Annotated in this window: 26 protein-coding genes and 1 tRNA gene; 8 read left to right on the top strand and 19 right to left on the bottom strand. The window is 70.5% G+C overall.

Features of this window, described 5'->3' with window-relative positions:
- Positions 1-65: 65 nt before the first annotated feature.
- The 3 genes from KF941_RS15910 to KF941_RS15900 form a co-directional block, all read right to left on the bottom strand.
- The gene (locus KF941_RS15910) at positions 66-1,121 is read right to left on the bottom strand and encodes a lysine-2,3-aminomutase-like protein (RefSeq protein ID WP_214273918.1); all 1,056 of its coding nucleotides are present in this window, start codon (positions 1,119-1,121) and stop codon (positions 66-68) included.
- 64 nt (positions 1,122-1,185) lie between these two features.
- Positions 1,186-1,656 (bottom strand): VOC family protein, encoded by a 471-nt coding sequence (locus KF941_RS15905; protein ID WP_214273917.1) that lies wholly within the window; start codon positions 1,654-1,656, stop codon positions 1,186-1,188.
- Between the two features lie 17 nt (positions 1,657-1,673).
- Positions 1,674-2,129: an Lrp/AsnC family transcriptional regulator gene (locus KF941_RS15900; protein ID WP_240540449.1), complete on the bottom strand. Its 456-nt coding sequence runs from the start codon at positions 2,127-2,129 to the stop codon at positions 1,674-1,676.
- Between the two features lie 137 nt (positions 2,130-2,266).
- On the opposite strand from KF941_RS15900, the gene hppD reads away from it, so the two are divergent.
- The gene (gene hppD / locus KF941_RS15895; protein WP_214273916.1) at positions 2,267-3,379 is read left to right on the top strand and encodes a 4-hydroxyphenylpyruvate dioxygenase; all 1,113 of its coding nucleotides are present in this window, start codon (positions 2,267-2,269) and stop codon (positions 3,377-3,379) included.
- A gap of 156 nt (positions 3,380-3,535) precedes the next feature.
- Here hppD and KF941_RS15890 read toward each other — a convergent pair whose 3' ends face one another.
- Complete coding sequence (locus KF941_RS15890) at positions 3,536-4,252, bottom strand: calcium-binding protein (protein ID WP_214273915.1); 717 nt, start codon at positions 4,250-4,252, stop codon at positions 3,536-3,538.
- Between the two features lie 238 nt (positions 4,253-4,490).
- On the opposite strand from KF941_RS15890, the gene KF941_RS15885 reads away from it, so the two are divergent.
- Genes KF941_RS15885 through KF941_RS15875 form a run of 3 tightly spaced genes read left to right on the top strand, consistent with a single transcriptional unit; the run spans position 4,491 to position 6,873 of the window.
- Complete coding sequence (locus KF941_RS15885) at positions 4,491-4,805, top strand: PepSY domain-containing protein (protein WP_116221043.1); 315 nt, start codon at positions 4,491-4,493, stop codon at positions 4,803-4,805.
- A complete protein-coding gene (locus KF941_RS15880; protein WP_072460724.1) occupies positions 4,805-5,494 on the top strand; it encodes a response regulator transcription factor in 690 nt (229 codons plus the stop codon). The genes KF941_RS15885 and KF941_RS15880 overlap by 1 nt, the downstream gene beginning before the upstream one ends.
- The gene (locus KF941_RS15875; protein WP_214273914.1) at positions 5,491-6,873 is read left to right on the top strand and encodes a HAMP domain-containing sensor histidine kinase; all 1,383 of its coding nucleotides are present in this window, start codon (positions 5,491-5,493) and stop codon (positions 6,871-6,873) included. The genes KF941_RS15880 and KF941_RS15875 overlap by 4 nt, the downstream gene beginning before the upstream one ends.
- A 37-nt stretch (positions 6,874-6,910) precedes the next feature.
- Here KF941_RS15875 and panC read toward each other — a convergent pair whose 3' ends face one another.
- Together panC and panB are read right to left on the bottom strand one after the other, a co-directional pair.
- Positions 6,911-7,759, bottom strand: coding sequence for a pantoate--beta-alanine ligase (gene panC / locus KF941_RS15870; RefSeq protein WP_214273913.1), 849 nt, complete (start codon positions 7,757-7,759; stop codon positions 6,911-6,913).
- Positions 7,756-8,586: a 3-methyl-2-oxobutanoate hydroxymethyltransferase gene (gene panB, locus KF941_RS15865; RefSeq protein WP_214273912.1), complete on the bottom strand. Its 831-nt coding sequence runs from the start codon at positions 8,584-8,586 to the stop codon at positions 7,756-7,758. Before panB ends, panC begins: the two co-directional genes overlap by 4 nt.
- A gap of 666 nt (positions 8,587-9,252) precedes the next feature.
- Here panB and argC point away from each other — a divergent pair.
- Together argC and KF941_RS15855 are read left to right on the top strand one after the other, a co-directional pair.
- Entirely contained in the window at positions 9,253-10,281 is a 1,029-nt protein-coding gene (gene argC, locus KF941_RS15860; protein ID WP_036749714.1) for an N-acetyl-gamma-glutamyl-phosphate reductase, read from the top strand.
- Between the two features lie 77 nt (positions 10,282-10,358).
- Complete coding sequence (locus KF941_RS15855) at positions 10,359-10,526, top strand: hypothetical protein (protein ID WP_166435403.1); 168 nt, start codon at positions 10,359-10,361, stop codon at positions 10,524-10,526.
- 105 nt (positions 10,527-10,631) lie between these two features.
- Here the strand turns inward: KF941_RS15855 and efp are convergent, their stop codons facing one another.
- Positions 10,632-11,198 (bottom strand): elongation factor P, encoded by a 567-nt coding sequence (efp, locus tag KF941_RS15850; RefSeq protein WP_036753836.1) that lies wholly within the window; start codon positions 11,196-11,198, stop codon positions 10,632-10,634.
- 132 nt (positions 11,199-11,330) lie between these two features.
- On the opposite strand from efp, the gene epmA reads away from it, so the two are divergent.
- Positions 11,331-12,380, top strand: a complete 1,050-nt coding sequence (gene epmA, locus KF941_RS15845) for an EF-P lysine aminoacylase EpmA (RefSeq protein ID WP_214273911.1) — start codon at positions 11,331-11,333, stop codon at positions 12,378-12,380.
- 119 nt (positions 12,381-12,499) lie between these two features.
- Positions 12,500-13,774: a lytic murein transglycosylase gene (locus KF941_RS15840; protein ID WP_036753843.1), complete on the top strand. Its 1,275-nt coding sequence runs from the start codon at positions 12,500-12,502 to the stop codon at positions 13,772-13,774.
- 436 nt (positions 13,775-14,210) lie between these two features.
- On the opposite strand, the gene KF941_RS15835 is transcribed toward KF941_RS15840, so the two are convergent.
- From KF941_RS15835 to KF941_RS15780, 12 genes are all read right to left on the bottom strand, one after another.
- Positions 14,211-14,286: transfer RNA gene (locus KF941_RS15835), tRNA-Phe, on the bottom strand.
- Positions 14,287-14,362: 76 nt separating this feature from the next.
- Positions 14,363-14,512, bottom strand: coding sequence for a DNA gyrase inhibitor YacG (gene yacG / locus KF941_RS15830; protein ID WP_036753846.1), 150 nt, complete (start codon positions 14,510-14,512; stop codon positions 14,363-14,365).
- Positions 14,509-15,570, bottom strand: coding sequence for a ribonuclease E/G (locus KF941_RS15825; protein ID WP_214273910.1), 1,062 nt, complete (start codon positions 15,568-15,570; stop codon positions 14,509-14,511). Before KF941_RS15825 ends, yacG begins: the two co-directional genes overlap by 4 nt.
- Positions 15,567-16,199, bottom strand: coding sequence for a Maf family protein (locus KF941_RS15820; RefSeq protein ID WP_083538944.1), 633 nt, complete (start codon positions 16,197-16,199; stop codon positions 15,567-15,569). Before KF941_RS15820 ends, KF941_RS15825 begins: the two co-directional genes overlap by 4 nt.
- Positions 16,200-16,225: 26 nt before the next feature.
- Positions 16,226-16,444 (bottom strand): translation initiation factor IF-1, encoded by a 219-nt coding sequence (infA, locus tag KF941_RS15815; protein WP_010397442.1) that lies wholly within the window; start codon positions 16,442-16,444, stop codon positions 16,226-16,228.
- A 584-nt stretch (positions 16,445-17,028) separates the two neighbouring features.
- Complete coding sequence (locus tag KF941_RS15810) at positions 17,029-18,201, bottom strand: FliM/FliN family flagellar motor C-terminal domain-containing protein (protein WP_214273909.1); 1,173 nt, start codon at positions 18,199-18,201, stop codon at positions 17,029-17,031.
- Positions 18,202-18,260: 59 nt separating this feature from the next.
- Entirely contained in the window at positions 18,261-20,918 is a 2,658-nt protein-coding gene (locus tag KF941_RS15805) for an ATP-binding protein (protein ID WP_214273908.1), read from the bottom strand.
- Positions 20,908-21,150: a hypothetical protein gene (locus KF941_RS15800; protein ID WP_036753854.1), complete on the bottom strand. Its 243-nt coding sequence runs from the start codon at positions 21,148-21,150 to the stop codon at positions 20,908-20,910. The genes KF941_RS15805 and KF941_RS15800 overlap by 11 nt, the downstream gene beginning before the upstream one ends.
- An 8-nt stretch (positions 21,151-21,158) precedes the next feature.
- Positions 21,159-21,521 (bottom strand): response regulator, encoded by a 363-nt coding sequence (locus tag KF941_RS15795; protein WP_036753857.1) that lies wholly within the window; start codon positions 21,519-21,521, stop codon positions 21,159-21,161.
- Between the two features lie 75 nt (positions 21,522-21,596).
- On the bottom strand, positions 21,597-22,883 hold the full coding sequence (locus KF941_RS15790; protein ID WP_214273907.1) for a helix-turn-helix transcriptional regulator: 1,287 nt from the start codon (positions 22,881-22,883) through the stop codon (positions 21,597-21,599).
- Positions 22,884-22,889: 6 nt separating this feature from the next.
- Positions 22,890-23,564: a response regulator transcription factor gene (locus KF941_RS15785; protein WP_214273906.1), complete on the bottom strand. Its 675-nt coding sequence runs from the start codon at positions 23,562-23,564 to the stop codon at positions 22,890-22,892.
- On the bottom strand, positions 23,561-24,979 hold the full coding sequence (locus KF941_RS15780) for a LapD/MoxY N-terminal periplasmic domain-containing protein (RefSeq protein WP_214273905.1): 1,419 nt from the start codon (positions 24,977-24,979) through the stop codon (positions 23,561-23,563). Before KF941_RS15780 ends, KF941_RS15785 begins: the two co-directional genes overlap by 4 nt.
- Positions 24,980-25,111 lie beyond the last annotated feature (132 nt).

Below are 25,111 nucleotides of genomic sequence, written 5' to 3'. Positions count from 1 at the left end.
GGCTGTTCGCAGGGGAAACATGCGCGGGGCCGGCCGGGTTCCCTTGCGCCGCGGCCGCCCCGCGGTCAATCGGCAGGGCCGGCACCTTCCGGGTCGCGATATTCGTGCAGCCGCCCGCGCCAGTCGCGGATCGCATAGCGGCCGGGCGCGGTCGGCTGGACATGGTCCGGCCCCAGCGGCACCTTGCCATGCCCGCCCGGCAGGTCCAGCACATAGGTCGGAAGGCATGTCCCCGACAGCCGCCCGCGCAGGGCCGCCATGATCGCCTGCCCCTCGGCGATGGAGGTGCGGAAATGGCCGGTGCCGCGCGCCAGGTCGCAATGATGCAGGTAATAGGGCTTGACCCGGTTGCGGATCAGCGCCCGGAACAGCTCGGCCAGGATGTCGGGATCGGCATTCACCCCCCGGAGCAGCACGGTCTGCGACAACAGCGGAACGCCCGCATCGGCCAGCCGCGCCAGCGCGGCGCTGGCGGCCTCGGTCAGTTCCTGCGCGTGATTGGTGTGGATCACCACCCAGACCGCCAGCCGCGCCGGCCGCAGCGCCGCCAGCATGGCCGCGTCGATGCGGCCGGGGGCGACCACCGGCACGCGGGTATGGAAGCGGACGACGTCGACATGGGCGATCGCCTCCAGCCGCGCCATCAGCGCCGAGATGCGGCGCGCCGACAGCACCATCGGGTCGCCGCCGGTCAGGATCACCTCGCGGATCGCGGGGGTGCGGGCGACATAGTCCAGCGCGGCGGCCAGGTCGAGCTCGGGCAGGCTGCCTTCCTCGCCCACCACCTCGCGGCGAAAGCAGAAGCGGCAATAGACCTCGCAGGTCTTGGTGACATGCAGGATCACCCGGTCGGGATAGCGATGGGTCAGGCCGGGGGTCGGGCTGAAACAGGCGTCGCCGATGGGGTCGGCCAGTTCCTCGGGGCGGATCTGCAATTCGCGCGCATCGGGCAGGAATTGCGCGGCGACGCCGTCGCCGGGCGCGCGCATGGCCTGGCGCATGGCGGCGGGGATGCGGATGCGGAACTCGGCCGCGACCGCGTCCAGCGTCTCGGCCTGCGCAGCATCGGCCAGGCCGGCCTCGACCAGGGCGGGAACGGTGGTGATCGGGCGCTGGGACAAGGCGGCCTCTTGCGGCGAAAGGGAAGGGCGGTTTATCGACCCGCCGGCCGGTCTTGGCAAGGGCTCAGCCCCGTGCCGCCGCCTCCAGCGCGGCGATGTCGAGCTTGACCATCGTCAGCATGGCCGAGGTGACGCGGCGGCCGACCTGGGGGTCGGGGTCCGCCATCAACTCGCCCAGCCGTTTCGGGACGACCTGCCAGCACAGGCCCCAGCGGTCGCGCAGCCAGCCGCATTGCTCGGCCGTGCCGCCTTCCGGCAGCGCGTCCCACAGCCGGTCGATCCCAGCCTGGTCGTCGCATTCGACCATGATCGAGAAGCTGTGGTTGAACGGGTCGAGCGGCCCGGCCTCGATCGCCATGGAGCGCTGGTCGCCCAGGGTAAAGCCCGCCAGCCCGACGCTGCCCTCGGGCCCCGAGGGCGTGTCGCCCGGAACGGTCGAGAGCCAGTCCAGCGACGAGCCGGGGATCAGCGCACAGTAAAAGCGCACCGCCGCCTCCATGTCGCGTTCGAACCAGAGATGCTGGGTGACTTTCATCGCGGTTCCCCCTTATTTCAGGGCAGCACCAGGCTGCGGTCGTCCTTGAGCGTCTTCAGCACGATCTCGGAACGCACCTGGGCCACCTGCGGTTGCGGCAGCAGGTGGCGGTGGATGAAATCCGAGAATGCCTCCAGATCGCGCAGCCGCACGTCCAGGATGTAATCGGCATCGCCCGAAACCGAAAAGGCCGAGCGGATCTGCGGATGCGCGGCGACGAAACGGGCGAAATCGTCCTCCTTCCCCTGGCCGTGGCTGCGCAGGTTCACGCGGATGATGGCGCGCAGCCCGAAGCCCAGCTTCTGCGGGTTCAGCCGGGCGGCATAGCCCTCGATCACCCCGGCCTCTTCCAGCGCCGCACGCCTGCGCGAGCATTGCGAGGGCGACAGATTCACCAGCTCGGCCAGCGCCGCATTGGTCATCGCCCCGTCGCGCTGCAGGGCGTCGAGAATGGCGATGTCGAATCCATCCATGCGCATTTCTTGCATCGATCCGCCCCATCATGCGCGTTTCATGCCTTTGCGCCCCGATCATGGCACAGTTTGCGCCCGGCTTGCATCGCATTCGCGCGATCATGGTTTCAGGACACGCGAACAGAGGAGGAGACGCCATGGGACCGTTCCCGCATGACGCCCCGAAAGCCACCATCAGCGCCGAAAACCCCGCCGGCACCGACGGGTTCGAGTTCGTCGAATTCGCCCATCCGCAGCCCGAGACCCTGGACCGCATCTTTCGCCAGATGGGCTTCGTCCCGGTGGCGCGGCACAGGCGCAAGGACATCACGCTGTATCGCCAGGGCGACATCAACTACCTGCTGAACGCCGAGCCCGACAGCCATGCCGCGGGATTCGTGCGCCAGCACGGCCCCTGCGCCCCGGCCATGGCCTGGCGCGTGGTCGATGCGCAGCACGCGCTGCGGCGCGCGCTGGAGCTGGGCGCCAGGGAATATGCCGGTGGCGGCAAATCCATCGACGCGCCGGCGGTCCATGGCATCGGCGGCTCGCTGCTGTATTTCATCGACCGCTACGGCGATGCCGGCAGCGCCTATGCCGCCGAATACGACTGGCTGGCCGAACCCGATCCGCGCCCGGAGGGCTTCGGCTTCTACTACCTCGACCACCTGACGCATAACGTGGTGCGCGGGAACATGGACAGCTGGTACAAGTTCTATCACAACACGTTCAATTTTCGCGAAATCCGGTTCTTCGACATCAAGGGCAAGCAGACCGGGCTGGTCAGCCGGGCGCTGACCTCGCCCGACGGCAAGATCCGCATCCCGATCAACGAATCGACCGATGATCGCAGCCAGATCGAGGAATACCTGCGCGCCTACAAGGGCGAGGGCATCCAGCACATCGCCATCGCCACCGAGGACATCTATGCCGCCACCGACCGCATCGCCGAGGCCGGGATGAAGTTCATGCCCGGCCCGCCCGACACCTATTACGAAATGTCGCACAACCGGGTGAAGGGCCACCGGGAGCCGGTCGAGCGCATGAAGCGGCACGGCATCCTGATCGACGGCGAAGGCGTCGTCGGCGGCGGCATGACGCGGGTGCTGCTGCAGGTCTTCTCGAGAACCGTGATCGGGCCGATCTTCTTCGAGTTCATCCAGCGCAAGGGCGATGACGGCTTCGGCGAGGGCAATTTCCGCGCCCTGTTCGAATCGATCGAAGAGGATCAGATCCGGCGCGGCGTGCTGAAGATCGACGCGGCCGAGTGACGGGTCGGCGCGCCGCCCTGCATGGCGGGGTTGTCGCCGGTGCCGCAGATTGCTGGTGCGGGACCAGGACGCCGCCGCCAGCGGATGCGGCGGCGTCCTGCCGGATTGCGCCCCGGCCGATCGGGAAGTGCTGGCCGACCGGAAGGGGCTGGCCGATCAGAAGGTGAAGTCGCCCAGGTCGAGCGGCGCCTTCTGCATGTCCTGGATGGTGACGATGGTATCGGCGGACAGCCGCAGCACCAGGTCGTCGCCGACCTGCTGGGCGTTCTTGATGACCGCCTGCACCTGCGCCCGGCTGAAATCGTCGAAGTCGAGCCGGTCCATGCCGTTCTGGAAATCGGTGATGGTGTCGCGGCCGTCGCCGCGCTCGAACTCGAAGACATCGGCGCCGGCGCCGCCGGTCAGGATGTCGTTGCCGCGCCCGCCCTCCAGCCGGTCGCGGCCCTCGCCGCCGTCCAGCCGGTCGTTGCCCGAACCGCCGTCCAACTCGTCATTGCCCAGCCCGCCGAACAGCAGGTCGTTGCCGGCCCCGCCCTCGACCTCGTCATGGCCTGAGCCGGCATAAAGCGTATCGGCACCGGCGCCGCCTTCCAACTCGTCGTTGCCGCTGCCGCCATGCAGGACGTCGTTGCCGTTGCCGCCCTCCAACTCGTCGTTGCCGTTGCCGCCGTGCAGGACGTCATTGCCATTGCCGCCCTCCAGCTCGTCATGGCCCTCGCCGCCGTTCAGCGTGTCGTTGCCGTCGCCGCCATGCAGCTTGTCGTTGCCGCCAAAGCCGAACAGCCGGTCATGGCCGCCCATTCCCGACAGCCAGTCTCCGAATGGCGTGCCGTTCAGCGTTTCGGCGAAGCTCGTCCCGTTCTTGCGCAGCATCTCTTGGTCCTTTCATGGTAAGGCGGCGGTTGCCCGTCCGCGGGATAACGCGCCCGCAATGCCACAGGCTTGCTGACAGCCCTCTGATCCCGCCTGTCAGGCTGTTGTCAGAAAACCCCCGCCTGGGCGGAAAGCCGCCGGGCCGGGCTGTTGCCGTTTCGGCACGCCGCGCACGGCGGCAGGGCCCGCGCCGATTTTGTCAGCCGCCTGTCAGTTCCCGGACGCTAATAGGGGCGGCATGAGACTGCTTGCCCTTCTTGTCCTTCTGTCGCTGCTGCCGCCGTTGCTCGCCGCGGGTCAGGACATTGCCGAGCCGGATTTCGAACAGGCGCGCGAGGCCGTCGAACGCGGCCGGATCCTGCCCCTTGCCGAGGTGCTGGCGCGGCTGCACGAATCCCAGCCCGGACGGGTGATCGAGGTGGACCTGGACGAGGAGGACGGCATGATGATCTATGAGGTCGAGCTGGCGACCCCGGACGGCCGCCTGATCGAGGTCGAGATCGACGCGGCCTCGGGACGGATCCTGGCCCTGGACGAGGATGACGAGGACTGATGCGCGCCCTGATCGTCGAGGATGAGCCCCGGATCGCCGCCGATCTGGAACGGGCGCTGAAGGCGGCGGGCTTTCTGGTCGAGACGGTCGGCGACGGCGAGACCGCCTGGTTTCGCGGCGGCACCGAGCAATACGACCTGATCGTGCTGGACCTGAACCTGCCGCGGCTGGACGGGCTGACCGTGCTGAAGCGCTGGCGCGCCGAGGGCTGCGAAAGCCCGGTGCTGATCCTGACCGCGCGCGGCGCCTGGACCGAGCGGGTCGAGGGCATCGACGCCGGCGCCGACGACTACCTGCCCAAGCCCTTTCGCATGGAGGAACTGATCGCCCGCGCCCGCGCGCTGGTGCGCCGTGCCGGCGGACGCGGCAATGCGACGCAGCAGGTCGGACGGCTGACCGTGGACCTCAATCGCATGACCGCCGCCATCGATGGCATCCCGATGCCGCTCACGCCGCTGGAGTTCCGCCTGGTCGCCTATCTGGCGCTGAACCGCGACCGCATCGTGGCGCCGACAGAATTGCTGGAGCATCTTTATGGCGACGACGATTCGCGCGAGCTGAACGCCGTCGAGGCCATCGTCACCCGCCTGCGCCGCAAGCTGGGGCCGGGCGTGATCGGCACCCGCCGCGGCTTCGGCTATCACCTGGAGGCCGGCCCGGCGGCCGGCCCGGCCCAGGTCGGGGCGTGATCCGCTCGATCCGCTGGCGGCTGGTGCTGGCCGGGGGGCTGGCCATCGCGCTGGCGCTGGCGCTGTCGGGCATGGGGCTGGCGGTGCTGTTCGAACGCCATGTCGAGCGCGTCGCCGTGGCCGATCTGCAGGCCCGCGCCCTGGCGCTGGCCGCCATGGTGCAGCCCGAGGCCGAGACCGGCGCCCGCCTGCGCGCGCCTCCCGACGACCCGCTTTATGACCAGCCCTTTTCCGGCCATTACTGGCAGGTGATGCTGGGCAGCGAACTGCGCCGCTCGCGCTCGCTCTGGGACTACACCCTGCCCAGCGACCAGCCGGCGCCGGCGCCGGGCGAAACCGCGGTGCGCACGCTTCCCGGCCCCCGCGGCGAGCCGCTGCTGGCGGTCGAGCAAAGCCTGGTGGCCGGCCGGGAAGCGGTGCCGCTGCGCATCATCCTGGCCTCGGATCGCGACGAGCTGGCCCTGGCGCGGCGCGGCTTCCTGGGTGATCTCCTGCCCTATCTGGGCCTGCTGGGCGCCATGCTGCTGCTGGCCAGCTGGGTGCAGATCACCGTCGGCCTGCGTCCGCTGCGCCAGGTCGGCGCCAGGGTGGCGGCGCTGGTCTCGGGCGGCAGGCCGCGCATCGGCCAGGATCTGCCGACCGAGGTGATCCCGCTGGCCACCCAGATCGACGAGCTGCTGGACGCGCGCGACCGGGAACTCGGCCGGGCCCGCCATCGCGCGGCCAACCTGGCGCATGGGCTCAAGACCCCGCTCCAGGCGCTGCTGGGCGATGCCGCCGAGCTTGAAGCCAGGGGCGAGGTCGAGATCGCCCGCAATATCGAAGCCGTCGCCCAGCAGATGCGCCGCCATGTCGATCGCGAACTGGCCCGCGCCCGCCTGCAATCCGGCCGCGATGCGCAAAGCGCCGAGCCCGGCCGGGTCGCCACCCGGCTGATCGGCGTGCTGCGTCGCACGCCGCTGGGCGCCGGCATCGACTGGCGGCTTTCGGCGCCCCCCGGCCTCGCGGCCCGCATCGGTCCCGACGAACTGACCGAGGCCCTTGGCGCGCTACTGGAAAACGCCATGCGCCATGCGCGGGGCATGGTTCGCATCTCGGCCCGCCGCAAGGACGGCCGCATCCTCATCGCCATCCTGGACGACGGTCCCGGCGTTCCCGAGGCCGAGCTGGAGCGGCTTACCCAGCGCGGCCTCAGCCTCGATCCCAGCGGCGAGGGGCAGGGCATCGGCCTGGCCGTGGTCGCCGACATCGTCGATGCGGCGCAGGGGGAATTGCGGCTGCGCAACGCCCATCCCGGCTTCCTGGCCGAATTGCATCTCGAGGCAGCGCCGCCCGCTTTCCAGGGCGCGGCACCTTCACCGTTTCCAAAATCCCCATGAGGTAAGCGCGCCCGCGGCGCTTGCCGGGTGGATGCGTTCAGGGCAGCGTGATCGCCAGGTTGTCGATCAGCCGCACCCCGTCGAGCCAGGCCGCGACCAGCAGCCGCGCCGGCCGGCCCGGCTGCGGCTCGCCCAGGGTCTCGCCGTCGCGCAGCGCCAGATATTCCACGGGCGCGAAACCCGCCGCCTCCAGCCCGGCCTGCGCCGCGGCCAGCGCGGCCTCCGCAGGCTCCCCGGCCTCGATCCGGGCGACCGCCTCGAACAGCGCCTGCGGCAGGGCCGCGGCACGCGCCCGACCCTCGGCCGTCAGGCGCTGGTTGCGCGAGGACAACGCCAGCCCGTCCCCGGCCCGCACGCAGGGGCAGGGCACGATCTCGACCGGCAGTTTCAGGTCCTGCACCAGCCGGCGCACCAGCTGCAGCTGCTGCCAGTCCTTTTCCCCGAAAAACGCCCGGTCGGCCTGGGTCATGTTGAGCAGAAGCGTCACCACCGTGGCCACGCCGTCGAAATGGCCCGGACGATGCGCCCCTTCCAGCGGCGCCGTCACCCCCGAGACCGAGATCACCGTTGCATGGTCCGGCGGATAGACCTCGTCGCCATCGGGCACGAAAAGCGCATCCACCCCCAGGGGGCCCAGCAGCTCGGCATCGGCATGTTCGGTGCGGGGATAGCGGGCGAAATCCTCGGCATTGTTGAACTGGCGCGGGTTGACGAACAGGGTCACGATCACCCGGTCGCAACTGGCCTTGGCGGCGCGGACCAGGCTCAGGTGCCCCTCGTGCAGCGCGCCCATGGTCGGCACCACGCCGATGCTTTCGCCGCGGGATTTCCAGCCGCGCACCAGCGCGCGCAATTCGGCCAGCGGCCGGACGATGGGCGCGCTCATGCGGGCTTGCCCTCGGCAAAGCCATGTTCGGGGCCGGGAAAGCGGCGCGCGCGGACCTCGGCCGCATAGGCCGCGATGGCGGCATCGGCATCGCGGCCCAGCTCGGCATAGCGCTTGACGAATTTCGGCCGGAAATCGGAAAACAGCCCCAGCATGTCGTCGACCACCAGCACCTGCCCGTCGCAATCCAGGCCCGCGCCGATGCCGATGGTGGGCACGGCGATCTCTTGCGTGATGCGCGCCCCCAGCGCCGCGGGCAGCTTTTCCAGCACCACGGCAAAGGCGCCGGCGTCCGTCAGCGCCGCGGCATCCAGGGCGATGCGGTCGGCCTCGTCCCGACCGCGGCCCTGCACCTTGTAGCCGCCCAGCACATTGACCGATTGCGGCGTCAGCCCGACATGGCCCATCACCGGGATGCCGCGCGCGACCAGGAAGGCCACCGTCTCGGCCATGTGGCGCCCGCCTTCCAGCTTGACCGCCTGGCAGCCGGTCTCGGCCATCAGCCGCGCGGCGTTGCGGAAGGCCTGCTCGGGCCCTTCCTCATAGCTGCCGAAGGGCATGTCCACCACCAGGCAGGCGCGCGCGCAACCCCGCGCCACCGCCTTGCCGTGCAGGATCATCATCTCCATGCTGACGCCGATGGTCGAGGGCAGGCCGTGCAGCACCATGCCCAGGCTGTCGCCGACCAGGGCGATGTCGCAATGCGCATCGACCAGCCGGGCCATCGGCGTGGTATAGGCGGTCAGGCAGACCACCGGCTCGCCGCCCTTGCGGGCGCGGATGTCTCCGGGGCCAAGCTGGCTCTTGCGATCGGGGGTCGCGCTCATCTCTCTCTCCCTTATCCAGGGCCTTGGCGGCCGCTGCCCGAATATTGGATTCGCGCCGCCATGTCTCGCAATAAAATGATGCAGATGCAGCATTCCCGCGCAGGAAAAGAAGCCGGCCGGTGGCGGCGACAGACCGCCCCTGGAATTTCAAAAGCAAATACAACATGTTGAAATTCACCCCGCCCCAAGGGCCGCCCCGCGGCCGACAAGGCCGTGGCCGCCCCCTGCGCGCGTCCGGCGCCTTCCAGGCCCTGCCTGACTAATGCCGGGCGGCTGCCGCCCCCGCGCGCGCGGGCTTCTCCGCTAGACCGCACATTCCGCGCGCACACGATGCCTGCCTCCCCCGCGCGCGCGGGCTTCCCGAAGGCCCGCCGTCGTAAGCGCCGCCCAGAGCGCTGCCGCGCGCGCGGGCTTCCCGTCGCGCTCGAGCATGAAATGCACCGACACCCTCCACCCCCGCGCGCGCCTCGGCTTCTTCGTTCCCCAAATACTCATGCGGCCGCGCCACCCTCGGCAAGGCCCGCCCGCATGGGCCCGGCCGGCCCGATCCGCCCCGGCCTGCGGCTTGACATGCCGGGGGCCGGGGCCTAGTGCCGGACTTGGCTCCCTGCGGGGCCTGACCAACCAGCGCCGCGCCGAATGCGGCCGTTTCCTCGGGATCGAGACATGACGCTGAACGCTGCCATCCTTGGGGCCTCGGGCTATACGGGTGCCGAACTCGTCCGCATCCTCGCCACCCATCCCCGGATCGAGGTCGCCGCGCTGTCTGCCGACCGCAAGGCAGGGCAGGGCTATGACGAGGTCTTCCCGCACCTGCGCCACCTCAAGCTGCCGGCGCTGGTCAGGATGGAAGAGATCGACTTCTCGGCCATCGACCTGGTGTTCTGCGCGCTGCCACATGGCCTCAGCCAGCCGCTGGTCGCAGCATTGCCGCAGAACGTGAAGATCGTCGACCTGGGCGCCGATTTCCGGCTGCGCGACCCGGCGGATTACAAGAAATGGTATGGGCTCGACCATGCCGCGCCCGAGATCCAGCCCGAGGCGGTCTATGGGCTGACCGAGTTCTATCGCGACCAGATCCGCGACGCGCGGCTGGTCGCCGGCACCGGCTGCAACGCCGCCACCGTGCAATTCGCGCTGCGGCCGCTGATCGGCTCGGGGCTGATCGACCTCGACGACATCATCTGCGACCTCAAGAACGGGATTTCCGGGGCGGGCCGCTCGCTCAAGGAAAACATGCTCTTCGCCGAACGCTCCGAGGATGTGGCGGGCTATTCCCAGGGCGGCAAGCATCGTCACCTGGGCGAGTTCGACCAGGAGTTCTCGGCCCTGGCCGGTCGTCCGGTGCGCATTCAGTTCACCCCGCACCTGGTGCCGGTGAACCGCGGCATCCTGGCCTCCTGCTATCTCAAGGGCGAGCCGCAGGCGGTCCATGCCGCGCTGGCCGAGGCCTATGCCGACGAGCCCTTCATCGTCGTGCTGCCCTATGGGCAATTGCCGGCGATGGCGCATGTGCAGGGCTCGAACTTCTGCCATATCGGGGTGACGGGCGACCGGATCTCGGGGCGGACGCTGGTCGTCTCGACGCTGGACAACCTGTGCAAGGGCTCCTCGGGGCAGGCGGTGCAGAACGCCAACCTGATGCTGGGCCTGCCGGAAACCGAAGGGCTGATGCTGGCGCCGATCTTCCCCTGACCGGAACCACAAGGCGGGGCTGCGCGTCTTGTCTGGGATAGGGGCGGCGTTTCGCCGTCCTGAAGGAGGAAAGCAAGATGCGTAGCCTGATTGCGACCGCCGTTTCCGCCATGCTGCTTGCGCTGGCCGGCTGCGGCGACAATCCCACCGAACGCGCCGCCACGGGCGGGCTGGGCGGGGCGGTCATCGCCGGTCCCGCCGGGGCGGTGGTGGGCGGAACCATCGGGGCCGCGACTGCCGATTGACCCGCGGCAGCGCCCGGTGAAATGCCCGATGAAATGCCTTTTGAAAGGCCCTGTGAAAGGCAAGGTGCGGGGCGGCGGAACGCGCGCCCCGCACCGGATCAGGAATCAGCTCTTGGCGCGCTCGACATAGGTCAGGTCGGCGGTGTTGATGACGACCTTGGTGCCCACGCCGATATGCGGCGGCACCATGATGCGCACGCCGTTATGCGCCATCGCCGGCTTGTAGCTGGACGAGGCGGTCTGGCCCTTGACCACCGGCTCGGTCTCGACCACCTCGACCGTCACCTTCTGCGGCAGCTCGATGGCGATGGCGACGCCGTTATGGACCTGCAGGAAGACGCTGATGCCGTCTTCCAGGAACACCTTGTCGTCGCCGACCACGTCGGGCGAGACCACGACCTGCTCATAGCTTTCCGGCTCCATGAAGTGGAAGCCCTCGCCGTCCTCGTAGAGGAAGTTATAGGCGCGTTCGTCGACATGGGCGCGCTCGACCTGTTCGGTGGTCTTCCAGCGCTCCGAGACCTTGTTGCCGTCCGAGATACGGCGCAGTTCGACCTGGGTGGTCGGCGTGCCCTTGCCGGGGTGGAAGTTGGTCGCGGTCAGGACGACATGGAGCTTGCCGTCGATCTCGACGACATTGCCTTTGCGAAGGCTGGAGGCGATGACTTTCAAGGCGGTTCCCTTGCCTGCTTTTCAAATTCCGGGATGCCGGATACCAAGTCCGGCAGATGACATCCCATAGCGTTTTTCCCAGCTTTGCGCCAGCCGCAAGCGGAAAACGACACAGATGCAAGAGGTGCGCGCATGAAACCCGCCGACGAAAGCCCCTGGTGGGACCAGGGCCGCCATGCCGGGCGCCGGCCGCTGCTGCTGGCGCGAAACCGCATCCAGGCCGCGATCCGCGACTGGCTGGGCGCGCAGGATTTCGTCGAGGTCGATCCGCTGGCCCTGGCCGTCAGTCCGGGCAACGAGGCGCATCTGCATGCCTTCGCCACCGACCAGATCGGCAATGACGGCGTGCCGCGGCGGATGTATCTGCACACCAGTCCCGAATTCGCGATGAAAAAGCTTCTGGCAGCGGGCGAGGCGCGCATCTTCGCCTTCAGCCATGTCTGGCGCAACCGCGAGCGCGGGCCGCTGCACAGCCCCGAGTTCTGCATGCTGGAATGGTATCGCGCGGGCGAGGATTATCGCGTGCTTTTCGACGATTGCGCGCAATACCTGCGCCATGCCGCCGAGGTCGCGGGCGCCGAGATGCTGCGCTTTCGCGGCGCCGAATGCGATCCCTATGCCACGCCCGAGGTGATGACGGTGGCGCAGGCCTTCCGCGAATTTGCCGGCATCGACCTGCTGGCGACCTGCGACGGGGCCGAGACCGACGTGGCCGCCCTGCGCGCCCAGGCCGAGGTGCAGGGGGTGCGCCTGGCTGCGGACGACGGCTGGTCCGACATCCTGTCGCGCGTGCTGGTGGAACGGGTCGAGCCGCATCTGGGCCATGGCCGGCCGCTGATCCTCGACCGCTACCCGGCGGCCGAGGCGGCGCTGGCGCGACCTGCCGCGGACGAGCCGCGCGAGGCCGAGCGGTTCGAGCTTTACGCCTGCGGCGTCGAGCTGGCCAACGGCTTCGGCGAGTTGACCGACCCCGCCGAACAGCGCCGCCGCTTCCAGCTGGAGATGGCGGAGAAGGTCCGCATCTATGGCGAGCGTTACCCGCTGGACGAGGATTTCCTGGCCGCGCTGGCCTTCATGCCGCCGGCCGCGGGCTGCGCGCTGGGGTTCGACCGGCTGGTGATGCTGGCCACCGGCGCGCCGCGGATCGACGAGGTGATCTGGACCCCGCTGCAAGCCGAATAAGGCCCTGGTGCCGCCCGAGCCTGCCGAAAGGCGGCCTCTTGCCGCCGCGGGTTTTCCGGCTTTCGGCGCGGGAAAACGGACGCTAGGCTAGGACAAAAGGCTCGACCAAGGGGACAGGAATGCGGCTTTCATTGCGACTTTCGGCAACGCTTACGGCCATGGCTCTGCTGCTTGGCGGCTGCGCCGGCCAATATCCCGGCGCGGGCGTTCCCCAGCAAAGCCAGGAGATCAAATGGGGCCGCTACCAGAGCCCGCCGGCCGAAAAGGTCGCCGGGCTGCGCAACTGGGTCGAAGGCTTCAAGGCCAGCGCCCGCGGCCAGGGCATCAGCGACAGCACGCTGGAGTTCGCCTTCCGCGACGTGACCTACAACCCCGAGGCGCTGCGCCGTTCGCAGAACCAGGCCGAGTTCAAGAAATCCCTGTGGGAATATCTGGAGAACGCGGTTTCGGAAAAGCGCCAGACCAACGGCCGGGCGGCGCTGGCGCAATATGGCGGCGTGCTGAGCCGGATCGAGGCGACCTATGGCGTCGACAAGGAGGTCGTCGCAGCGGTCTGGGGCATGGAATCGACCTATGGCGAGCGGCGCGGCGACCTGCCCCTGATCGAAAGCCTGGCCACCCTGGGCTATGAGGGCTATCGCGGCGCCTTCTTCCGCAGCCAGCTGATGGCGGCGCTGAAGATCCTGCAATCGGGCGACATCGACCCCGGCCACATGACCGGCAGCTGGGCCGGCGCCATGGGCCACACCCAGTTCATCCCGACCACCTATCTCAGCTTCGCGGTCGATTTCACCGGCGACGGCCGGCGCGACATCTGGTCGAACGACCCGTCCGACGCGCTGGCCTCGGCCGCGAACTACCTGGCGAAATCGGGCTGGCAGCGCGGCCTGCCGGCGGCGGTCGAGGTCACTCTGCCGCCCGGCTTCAACACCGCGCTGGCCGGCAAGGGCAAGCGGCGCAGCGTCGCGGAATGGCAGTCTCTGGGCGTGCGCCAGGCCAACCAGCGGCCGCTGCCGCCCGCAGGCACCTCGACCGAGCTGATCGTTCCCGGCGGTGCCTCGGGTGCGGCCTTCCTGATCACCCGCAACTTCCACGCCATCCTGCGCTACAACAATGCCGACAGCTATGCGCTGGCGGTGTCGCATCTGGCGGACCGGCTCAAGGGCTATCCGGGGTTGGCCAATCCCTGGCCGGCCGACCATCCCGGCCTGCGCATCGAGCAGCGCAAGGAGATGCAGCGCCTGCTGACGGCCCGCGGCTTCGACACGCAGGGGGTGGACGGCAACGTCGGCTCGAACACGACCAGCGCCATCCGGGCCTATCAGGCCTCGCGCGGGCTGCCGGTGACGGGCGAGCCCTCGGCCGCATTGCTCGAGCAGTTGCGCCGCGGCTGACGAATGCCGGAAACGGCCGGGCCGGCGCCACCCTGCGCCTGCCCGGAACGGCTCCCGCTTGCCGCCGAGCTCCTAGGAAAGCGGTCGGCGCCCCTGTTCGCAGGTCTCGGCCGGGACTTCCCCTCCGCCGGCGTGGTCCCCAGGTCGGGGTCTGCGATGTCAGGTTGGGGGCCGGCGCCAGGCTCGTGCGGCCTCGGGGCCAGCGTCGGATCGCCGAGTTTATCGGCCGTCCCGATTACCTTGCATGACGCGCTGCACGGCCGTTCAGGACGGCTTCTGCTGGTGTCACGCGGCCTTGTTGGGTCTATCCGCCCTCTTCCGCGTCCTGCAGATCTTCGTGTCAAACGACAGCAGATGAGGGGCTTTGTGTCACTCTTGTGCCACGAAAGCGCCAAGAAACGCCTTGAAATTATCGCTATTCTTTCAAGAAGTTAAATGGTGCCCGGAGGCGGATTCGAACCACCGACACGCGGATTTTCAATCCGCTGCTCTACCAACTGAGCTATCCGGGCGCCGAGCGTCTTGCTTCGGACTGGCGCGTTGTTATGGCAGGGCCGCTCCGCTGTCCAGAGCCAAAAAACAAAATTTTCACTCTTCCCTGTCATTATCCGGCACCCGCTCGCCGGGAATGCGGTAGTCGCCGCGCAGCCAATGCGCCAGGTCCACATCCGCGCAACGGCGCGAGCAGAAGGGGCGATAACGCTCGGCGGCGGGCTTGCCGCAGATCGGGCATTTCATGCCATGTCCTCCGGCCGGGCAAGGCGCGCCAGCGGCACGCGGTCGCGCTTGCGGCTGATCTCGTAAAGCCCCATCGCGGTCCAGCCGATCAGCACCGTCTCGGCCGGGTCGGGGCGGAAGGCGGCGCGCAGCACCTGGTCCAGCGTGCCGCGGTCGCGCTTGGGCATGGGCGCGAAATCCACCACGATCTGGCCGCCAAGACCGCGCAGCCGCAATTGCCGCGACAGGTCGCGGGCCAGGGCGATATTCGCCTTGAGCCCCGCCGCCGGCGAATGGTCGCTGCCGGTGTTGACGTCGATGGCGACCAGCGCGCGCAGCGCCTCGATCTCGGCCCAGGCGCCGCCGCCCAGGTCCAGCCGCGGGCGCATCAGTTGCAGCGCCGCCGCCTCGGCCCCGGTCACCGCGAAGGCATCGGGCCCGTCCTCGACGGCGTCGGGCGCCGGGTCGGCCCAATCCTGCCAGGCCTGTTCGGCGGGCTCGGGCGCGTCGAGCAGCAGCTCGGGTGCCCCTTCGCAATCGGCCGTGACGGCTTGCGCAAGCTCAAGCAGTTGCCCAAGCTCGGCCGCGATCTCGTCCTCCTGGGCCGTGGCCGCGACGGAGCGAAAGACGATGCCGGGCGCATCCTCATGGCCGTCCAGGGCGGACGAGCCAAGGCGCACCAGCCCCTCGCGCAGCGCGGCGTCGCGAATCCGGCGCGAGACGTTCACGCCGGGCGCGCCGGGCGTCACGATGACGTGCCGGCCGCGGAAATTCAGCCGGGCCGAGACCGGGACCGCCTTGCCGTCCTCGGCGCAGCCGCTGACCTGGACCAGCAGCGACTGGCCCTCGCGCAGCCCCGAGCGGTCGCGCAGGAAGCCGCGGGCGCCGTTCGGCAGGCGCAGGAAGACGCCGCCCTGGCCCTTGACCAGCCGGTCCACCCTGGCGCGGCAGATCGCGCCGGGGGCAAGCGGGGTCGCGCCCGCCGGATCGACGATCAGATCCTCCAGCCGGCCGTCCTGCATCAGCGCTGCCGCATCGCGGCCGAAGATCCGTCCCAGGACGATCTGGCGTCCCTTCATGTCGTTTTTCCTTGGATTCCGATGGCGGCCAGAAGGGCCGCGGTTTCGGCCAGCGGCAGCCCGACGACGCCGCTGTAGGAGCCCTGCATCCAGATGGCAAAGGCCGAGGCGTGGCCCTGGATGGCATAGGCGCCGGCCTTGCCCTGCCATTCGCCGGTGGCGAGATAGGCTTCGATCTGCGTGGCGGTAAGGGGGCGGAAGCGGATCGCGGTGTCCACCAGCCGTTCGCGCAGCCGGCCGCCATGGGTCAGCGCGACCGAGGTCAGCACCCGGTGCCGGCGACCCGAGAGCAGCTGCAGGAAGCGCCGCGCCTCGGCGGCATCGGCGGGCTTGCCCAGGATCCGGCGCCCCGCCACGACGGCGGTGTCGGCGCAAAGGACGGCGTCCTCGGCCCGGCCGGCAAGCGCCGCGGCCTTTTCGCGCGCCATGCGCCGGACATAGTCGCGCGGGTTTTCGCCGCGATGCGGGGATTCGTCGATTTCCGCCGGCAGGATCCTGTCCGGCACGATGCCGATCTGGGCCAGCAGTTCCAGCCGGCGCGGACTGGCCGAGCCGAGGATCAGCGCCGGCGCGGCGGCGCTTTGCGGCGGGGACTGGGCAGCGCCCCGCAGGTCTTGCGGCGCCGTCATCCTAGGCTCCCGGACGGTCGGCGGGCTTACTTGAAGCGGTAATTGATCCGCCCCTTGGTCAGGTCGTAGGTGTTCATTTCCACCTGGACCTTGTCGCCGGCGAGGACGCGGATGCGGTTCTTGCGCATCTTTCCTGCCATATGCGCGATGATCTCATGGCCGTTCTCTAGCTCGACCCGGAATGTCGCGTTGGGCAGGAGTTCCTTCACGACACCGGGAAATTCGAGCATTTCTTCCTTGGCCATGTTCTCTCCTGTAGGATGACCCGCGCCTTGGGCGGGCGCAAGCTACATGCGTCCAGACGGGCGGTTTTTCAAGGGGAATCTGGACCTGGGCGGGCTTTCCTGGGCCGGATGGCCTGTCAGCGTGGCTATTTCGCAGAAAAGTTGCGCGATTGCGGCTATAGGGGCGAGGCTGCGCCGGATGGGTTGGCCGGCCTTGACCATGGCCGACATCGGCTTGGCGGTGCGAAGGGGGGATTGGGTGGCCAGGATCCGTGAGCGGTAGTCGCCGGGGCTGCGCGCCAGGGTTATCCCCCTGAGCAACAGCGGCTCCGGCTCGGCAGCGTGGAAGGCGCCGGGCGGCCAAGATCCGCGAGCGGCCATGGGGCAGGGCTGTGCGACGACAGGTCATCCAGGCTTGACCATGGTGGGCAGCGGCTGGGCGGTGCGGGGGTTATCATGTGGTCAAGATCCGCGAGTGGCAATCTGCCGGGGTCGTGCGCCAGGGTCATCTCCCTGACCAATGGCGGTTCTGGCTCGGGGGTGTGGAATGCGCCGGATGGCCAAGATCCCTGAACGGCAATTGAGCAGGGTTATGTGTCGGTGGTTCATCCGGTGCTGACCATGGGCGGCAGCGGCTCGGCGGGGCGGAAGGCATCGGGGTGGTCGAGATCCGCGAGCGGCAATTCGGCCTGGTCGGCGGGCGTCATCCCCTCGGGCGGCGGGCCGAAGCCTTCCGCCCGCCAGCCGTCCTGCGCGGGCGAAGGGGTAGCGGGCGCCGCGTCCTGGCTGATGTCGCGCAGGCGGATGGCGTGGAACCCGTCCTTTTCGCCCAGCCGTCCGCGGGCCAGCAGCTGGCCGCGCGCGGTTTCCACCCTGGCTTCGTCCAGCACGTTCTGCGGCAGGGGCAACAGCGATCCGGGTGTCAGGCCGCGCAGTTGGTGCAGGCTCAGCCTGCGGCGGCAGAGAATGCCGGCCAGCCGCACCGGCGCCTGCTGCACCGGCCCGGCCAGCGTTGCCGGCACGGGCGGGGTCCCGGCCGGGGCGGGCAGTTGCGCCTGGTTCCCGGCGCCGGGCGAAGGCGGATCGGCAAGCGTCCCCGGCTCGACCGGCAGGGCGATCATCAGCCGGCCGTCGCGCTGCCCGCCGCTGCCCAGGCGGAAGCGGAAGTCCAGCCGCGCCATCTCGCCCTCTTCCAGCATCAGCAACAGCGGGCGGGGATCGTCCAGATAGGTCGCATAGCGGAAGGCGCCGAAATCCGGGCAGCCCGGCTGCGCCGCGCATTCCCGGCCCAGTTCGGCCAGCAGCGCGTTCACGAAATCGGCCGAGATCGCGGCATCCGTTCGCGTCGGCTTGCGTGGCGGGGCGGGGCGCGAGGTCACGCGGCCGATCGCCTGCATCTCGATCAGCGCGGCCAGCAGGTCGGGGCAGACCGCGACCACGCCAAGCGCGTCGCGCCGCCCCCCGATCACGGCCAGCAAGGCGCGCTCGGGCAGGAGTTCGGGCAGTTCGGCCGGCACCATGCCCGAGCGTTCCACCTTTTCGACGAAGACCGGCAGGCGCAGCTGCTTCTCGGCCGCGCGGGCCAGGGCGGTGGCGGCGGCACGCTCCAGCCGGAATTCGGCGACCTGCCGGGCCGAGGGGCCGGCCGCCGCGCGGGCCCGGTCGCGTTCGGCGATCAGGCGGCGCAGCACCTGGCCGGGGGCCGGGGCGGCGGACCCGTCCCGATCCGACCCGGCCTGTCCGGGGTCGTCCGACTGTTGCCTTGCTGCGCTTTCCATTGCGGCCCGAATCGATGCTGCCTTTGGCGCAAGATGGCACGGACAGGTTGCCGAAAGGTTTAACCCGTCGCATTTTCGGCATTTTCCGCCCGGCGCGGCGGGCGGGGCGGCAGCGCGATGCGAAAGCAGGCGCCGCCCTGGCCCGGCAGATAGCTGATCGAGCCGCCAAGGAAGCCCATGATTTCCTTGCAGATGGCCAGTCCCAGCCCGGCGCCGCCGGCGCGCGAGGGATCGTCCAGCCGGGCGAATTTCTCGAAGATCAGCGCGCGGTTCTCGGGGCCGATGCCCGAGCCGTTGTCGTGGATGTCGATCTCGGTCCCGCCCTGGGGGCTGCGGCGGGTGTCGATGCGGATCGCCGGCTCGCCGGCGTCGCAATATTTCCGCGCGTTCGAGATCACGTTGATGAGCACCTGCAACAGCCGGTCGGGGTCGGTGATGACAGGCAGATGCTCGGCCAGGGGGTTGCGGCGGATGGCGAAGTCGCGTCCCGCGGCGCTTGCCCCGCCCGCGGCCAGCGCACGCTCGATCAGGTCGTGCAGGTTGACGACGCCGGGCTTCAGCTGCGCCCGGCCCGATTCCAGCACCGAGATGTCCAGCAGGTCGTCCAGCAGCCGGGTCATGCGGGCGGCCTCGTCCTGGATGATCCCGGCAAAGCGGCTGCGGTCGGCGGCGGGCAGGTCCGGCTCCATCAGGATCTCGGAAAAGGCGCGGATCGAGGTCATGGGCGTGCGCAATTCATGGCTGATCTGGCCCAGGAAGGCGTCCTTCTGCGCCGAAAGCACGGTCAGTTTCTCGTTGCTTTCCCGCAGCATGGCGGCGGTCCTGGCCAGTTCGGCCGAGGTCAGCTCCAGCCGGCGGTTGTCCTCGCGCGCGCGGCTGGCCTCGCCCGCGACCTCCATCAGCTCGGCCACGGTGACGGAGCCGCGCCCGCCGACCCGCGCCATCAGCGCCGAGGCGGTGGCCGCGCCCACCGTCCCGGCCAGGTGGCGTTCGAAATCCGCCAGGAAGCGCGGAGTCAGGTCGGGAAGATAGCCGGATTTTCCCTGGCCCTCGGCAGCCTTGCGGAACACCTCGAGCGCGTGGTCGTTGCCCCAGATCCGCCCGGCCAGCGTCAGCAGCGCCTCGGCCTGCACCGCGGGGGCGGTTTCGCTGGCGGCGGCATCGGGGGCGATGGCATGGACGAAGGACAGCGCCTGCAGCCGCTCGGTCGGGTCGGGGAAATCGACCAGCGAGATCAGCACCAGAAGCAGCAGGTTCACCGACAGCGCCAGCAGCACCGCGCCGGCGAAGGCGTCGATCCCCGCCGGAAAGGCCGGCGGCGCAGCGAGGCCCAGCGAGGGCAGGAAGATCGCCCCGCCCCAGATCAGCGCGCCGGCGACGATGCCGGCAATGGCGCCGCGCCGGGTCGCGCCGCGCCAGACCAGCCCGGCGACCATGGCCGGCAGCACCTGCGCCATGCCGGAAAAGGCGACCGTGCCCATGGCGGCCAGCGCCGTGGTGCCGCCGGTGGTGCGGTGGTAAAGCCAGCCCGCGCCGATCACCGCGACGATGGCCAGCCGCCGCGCATTCAGCATCAGCGTGCCCAGATCCTCGCGCGCCTGCGCCGGTTCGGACAGCGCGGTCTGGCGCAGCCAGAGCCACAAGGGCACCAGCCAATGGTTCGCCATCATCGTCGACAGCGCGATGGCGCTGACCACCACCATCGACATGGCCGAGGAAAAGCCGCCCAGGAACACCAGCGCCGCCAGCGTGTCGCGGCCCTGCGACAAGGGCAGCGCCAGGACGTAGAGGTCGGGGTTCGAGCCCCTGGGCAGCAGGTCCATGCCGACCACGGCGATGGGCAGGACCAGGAAGGACATGGCGGCCAGATAGGCGGGAAAGGCCCAGCCGGCCTGGCGCAGGCGGTTCTCGTCGCTGGCCTCGACCACCAGGACGTGGAACATGCGCGGCAGCACCATGACCGCGGCGCCCGACAGCGCGATCAGCGTGAACCAGCGCTCGGGCCGGATCTGCCAGCCCTCGCCCCCGGCCGAGACGGCCATGCGGTCGATGCGCGCCAGCACGTCGGCCGGCCCGTCGGCGATGCCCCACAGCACGAAGGCGCCGACGGCGAGAAAGGCGGCGAGCTTGACCACCGCCTCGACCGCGATGGCGATGACGACGCCGTGGTGACGCTCGTTCGCGGCCAGGTTGCGGGTGCCGAACAGGATGGCAAAGGCGGCCAGCCCGACCGCCACCCACAGCGCGATATTGCCGGGCAGCGGATGGCCGCTGGTGGCGAAGGCCGACAGCGCCATCGAGACCGATTGCAATTGCAGCGCGATATAGGGGGTCGAGGCCAGCACGCCGATCAGCGTCACCAGCGCGGCCAGCGCGGCGGATTTGCCGAATCGGCTGGAGATCAGGTCGGCGATCGAGGTCACGCGATGCAGCCGCGCCACCCGCACCAGCCGCCTGAGCCCCCACCAGGCGCCGGCAAAGACGATGCCGGGGCCAAGATAGATGGTCAGGAACTCCAGCCCCGAGCGGGTGGCGTAGCCGACGGCGCCGTAGAAGGTCCAGGCCGAGCAATAGACCGACAGCGACAGGGTATAGATCACCGGCCGGTCCATCCAGCGCCAGCGGCCGGCCGCGGCGGCGCGGTCGGCGGCATGGGCCAGCAGGAACATCAGCGCGACATAGACCACCGAGGCGGCGCCCAGGGTTTCAGGCGTCATCCTCGTCCTCCGGCTTTGCGCGGCCGATGGCGCGATGCAGGACGGCGGTGGCGGCGATGGTCAGCGCCCAGCTTGCCGCCAGCCAGACCGCGCCGCGCGCATAGCTGAAATATTGCGGCAGCCAGACCGGCGGCAGCACCGCCAGCACCGCAAACAGCACCGGCAGGACGCGGATCGCGTCGCCCAGCCGGCGCTGGCGATAGGCGTCGCGGCCAAGGAACAGGCGGCGCATGCGCGACCTCAGCCCGCGTCCAGAAGCTCGCGCACCATGGCGCGCAGGTCGGCATTGGCAAAGGGCTTGGCCAGCGTCCGGTCGGCGCCCTGCGGCAGGTTGGCCATGCCGCGGGCGCTGAGCAGCAGCACCGGCAGCGCCTGCAGATCGGGATCGGCGCGCAGGTCGGCCAGCACCTCGGCGCCGCTGCGGCCGGGCAGCATCACGTCGAGGATGACCAGCCGCGGCGCCAGCGCGCGGATGCGCTGAAGCGCGTCGCTGCCCTCGGGCCATTGCTCGCATTGCCAGCCCTCGCGCGACAGGATGAAGCGCACCGCCTCGGCGATGCTCGGCTCGTCCTCGATCAGCAGCACATCGACACCTGTGGTCACGGGCGGCCCTCCTGGGGTTTTGCGGCGATCATGCGGGCGGGCGGGGGCGTTGTCAAAATCACGGGGCGCCCCAGATCACACGGGGCCCAGGATCGAGGGCTCGTGCCGCGCGGTGCAGGCGGGGCGCGGGCAGATGCGGCAGGCCGGTCCCACCCCCAGCACCGGCCGGGCGTCGCGGCCGGCGGCGGGGTGGATCAGCATCTGCGCCCGGCTGAGCGCGGGGCCGTCGAAGCCCATGGGCAGCAGCCGCTCGGCCACGGCCCAGGCGGCGAAGCGGTTGCCGTTCGCGGTCTCGATCAGCCGCGCCACCGGCAGCTGCGGCTGGGCCAGCGCCTCGAACAGCGGCCAGAGCGCGCAGCCCTCGCCGGGGCGCGGCAGCTCGAAGCCGGGCGCGGCCAGGCGGAACAGCGTCGCGCCCGAGCCGTCGCAGACCACCAGCCCGGCCTGCGCCCAGGGGCCGGGGCGCAGCATGCCCAGCCGGCGCAGCACCAGGTCCAGCGGCCGTCCCAGCCGCGCGGCGATCAGCGCCGGGTCGTCGGCCGCCTCGCCCGCCCCGTCTACCGCCGCCGCCAGCGCCGCGTCGGGCAGGGCGGCGCGGTCGCGCGCCTGCGCCGCCAGCAGATCCTGCGCCATGGCCCGCGCCGCGTCCGAGGCGAGTTCCGCCGCCTCGGAGGGCTCGAGCTGGCCGGCGGCGATCCAGGCCTCGACCTCTTCCTGCGGCGACATCGGCACCGCCTCGTCCTCGAAACTGTCCAGATAGGCCACCAGCGACTGCGCCGTGCGCGACAGGCGCTGGCTGTCGCTGTCCAGGTTGGCATGGAAGCGGTCGCGCCATTCCGGCTCGATCTCGGGCGTTTCGGCCAGGATCGAGGCGGTCGAGCGCAATGCCGTCACGGCCGACTGCACCTCGTGCAGCGTGGCCAGCAGATAGGGGTCGCGGGTCATGCGGTCCGACAGCGCGACCAGCCGCCGCTCCAGCGCATCGGCGCGGCGCGCCGCCCCGGCCAGCGCCGAGGCCCAGCCGGGAAAGCGGGCGGCGAATTCGGCGATCTGGTCCAGCTCGACCGGGGCGCCGGGCTGGTCGGCGGCGCGGGCCGCCGCCTCGCGCAGGGCGCCGACCAGCGCCTCCTCGCGGTCCGAGGCCAGTTCGGTCGCGTCGATCTCCAGCGCCTGGGCCAGTCGCGACAGCAGCTCCTCGCCCACCGGGCGGCGGTTATGCTCGATCAGGTTCAGATAGGCGGCCGAGATCTCGGCCCGCCGCGCCACCTCGGTCTGGCGCCGGCCAAGCGACAGGCGGCGCTCGCGGATGCGGGTGCCGATCAGGGGGCGGGCGACGGGATGGCGGGGCAAGGAACGTGGCATGATGGCTCAGATCCCGTCGCGGGTCTCCTCCAGGTGGCGGATCGCCTTGACGACCAGGTCGGCAAAGCTTTGCGCCGACAGCTTGTCCTTGAGCGTCTGGCTGACGTTCGAGACGGTCTTGTAGCTGATGTTGGCCCGCTCGGCGATCTCGCGATAGCTCAGCCCCTCGGCGATGGCGCGCAGGATGTCCAGCTCGCGCGGGGTCAGGCGCGGGCGGGGCGGGGTGGCGCCGGGCCGTTCCAGCAGGGCGATGCGGCGCGCCAGGTCGGCCGGCACGTAATCACCGCCGCCCGCCACCGCGCGCAGCGCCTCGCAGATCTCGTCCGAGGGCGAATCCTTCATGATGATGCCGTTGCAGCCGGCCTGCAGCGCGCGCCGGGCGACCAGCGGGCTGCGATGCATGGTGAAGACCAGGATCGGCTGGGTCGCGCCCGCGGCGCGCAGCCGCTCGATCAGCCGGGCGCCGGCCAGCTTGGCCTCGCCCATGGTCAGGTCCACGACGATCACGTCCGGCGCCTGCCGACGCCAGGCCCGCCAGCCCTGCGAGGGGGTGGCGGCGGCGATCACCTGGCAATCCAGGCGGCCGCGGGTGATCCATTCCCAGCCCTCGGCCACGACCGGGTGGTCGTCCACGATCAGCACGCGCAGGGGCTTGGGCGGGGCAAGGGCGGTTGCGGTCATCGGGCTGGTCCTTGGTCGGTCGGGCAGGGCAGGTGGCATTCGGTCAGGGTCCAGCCGCCCTCGCGCCGGGGCGGCCGGTAGCGCCCGCCAAGCGCGCCGGCGCGGTCGCGCATCCCGGTCTGGCCCAGCCCTGCCTGGCCCAGCCGGGCGCGGTCCTGCGCCGGCGGGCCGCCGCCGTCGTCGGCGACCTGGGCGGTGATCCCCCGGCCCTCGCGCGCCAGCCGGACCCGCACCCTGGCCGGCGCGGCATGGCGCAGCGCGTTCAGCACGCTTTCGCGCACGAAGCGGTAAAGCGCGATCCGCCCGGCCTCGCCCGGTTCGGGCAGGTCAGGCGGGCAGTCGAGCGTGATTGCGGTATCGGGCGCGATCTCGGAAAATTCGATCAGCAGCTCTTGCAGCATCTCGGCCAGGCTCGCGCCCTCGGCCGGGGCCAAGCGCAGGTCGTCGATGGCGGCGCGGGCGCTTTGCCGGATCGCCTGGGCGTGGCGCGAGACGGCGGCCAGCGCCTCGGCCAGCGCCGGGTCGCGGGCGGTTTCGGCGGCGCGGCCGGCCTGGCCCACGGCCGCCTGCAGCGCGAAGAGCTGCGGGCCGATGCCGTCGTGCAGGTCGCTGGCGATGCGGGCGCGCTCGGCCTCGGCCAGGGTCAGCATCCGGCCTTGCAGGCGGCGGTTCTCGGCACGCTCGGCGGCCAGGTGGGCGGCCAGCGCGTTGACCCCCTCGGTCAGCGTCGCCAGTTCCGCCAGCCCGGTCTGCGGCGCGGGATGGTCCAGGTCGCCCGCCCGCATCCGGCCAAGCGCCGCACCCAGCAGCCCCAGCCGCCGCAGCACCAGCCCGGTGATCGCCATGGTCACGCCGATCGCCGCCAGCGCCATGGCGGCCAGCAGCGGCAGGATCAGCCGGAAATCGGCCCAGGCCTCGGCGATCTCGTCGCGGGGATCGCTGCGGATCTCCAGCACGCCCAGCACATTGGGATATTGCGCGATGGCGATCAGCTCGCGCTGCGGCTCGGGGCGGATCAGCGCGGCGAACCATTCCGGCACCCGCTCGGGCGGCAGGCGCGGCGGCAAGGCCAGCGCGACCGGCTGGCCGGACGCATCGCGCAGCTCGGCCGACAGGTGGCGCTGCGCCTCGATCTCGGCGGCGATGCGGGCGGCCTGCTCCATCATGTCGCGCCGCTCGAACGAGGTGGGCAGGTGCAGCGTGGCAAAGGCATTGGCGAGGCGAAAGGCCGAGCCGGTCTCGTCGCTGACCGAGCCGCGGGCATTGAGGATCAGCACCGAGGCGACGATGGCGCACATCGCGAGCCAAGCCAAGGCCGAGCCGCCAAGCGCCAGAAGCCGCAACGCCACGCCATGCGGCCGCCCGCGCCGGGCAGGCGCGTCATCGGCAGCCGCGATGTGGCTGGTTGCGTCCATCTTTCTCCCTGCCGCCGGCGGCGGCTCCTCGGGGAAAGACTAGGATGCGGATCGGGGCGGGGCAAGCGGGCTGCGGGGGCAAAGCGAAAGGGCCGGGGCGCACGCGTGCTGGCCCCGGCCCCCCTGTCGTTT

This window comes from Paracoccus sp. pheM1 (assembly GCF_018499825.1).
In the GTDB taxonomy this organism is placed as follows: Bacteria; Pseudomonadota; Alphaproteobacteria; order Rhodobacterales; family Rhodobacteraceae; genus Paracoccus; species Paracoccus versutus.
This window is presented reverse-complemented; position numbering and strand designations above follow the sequence as displayed.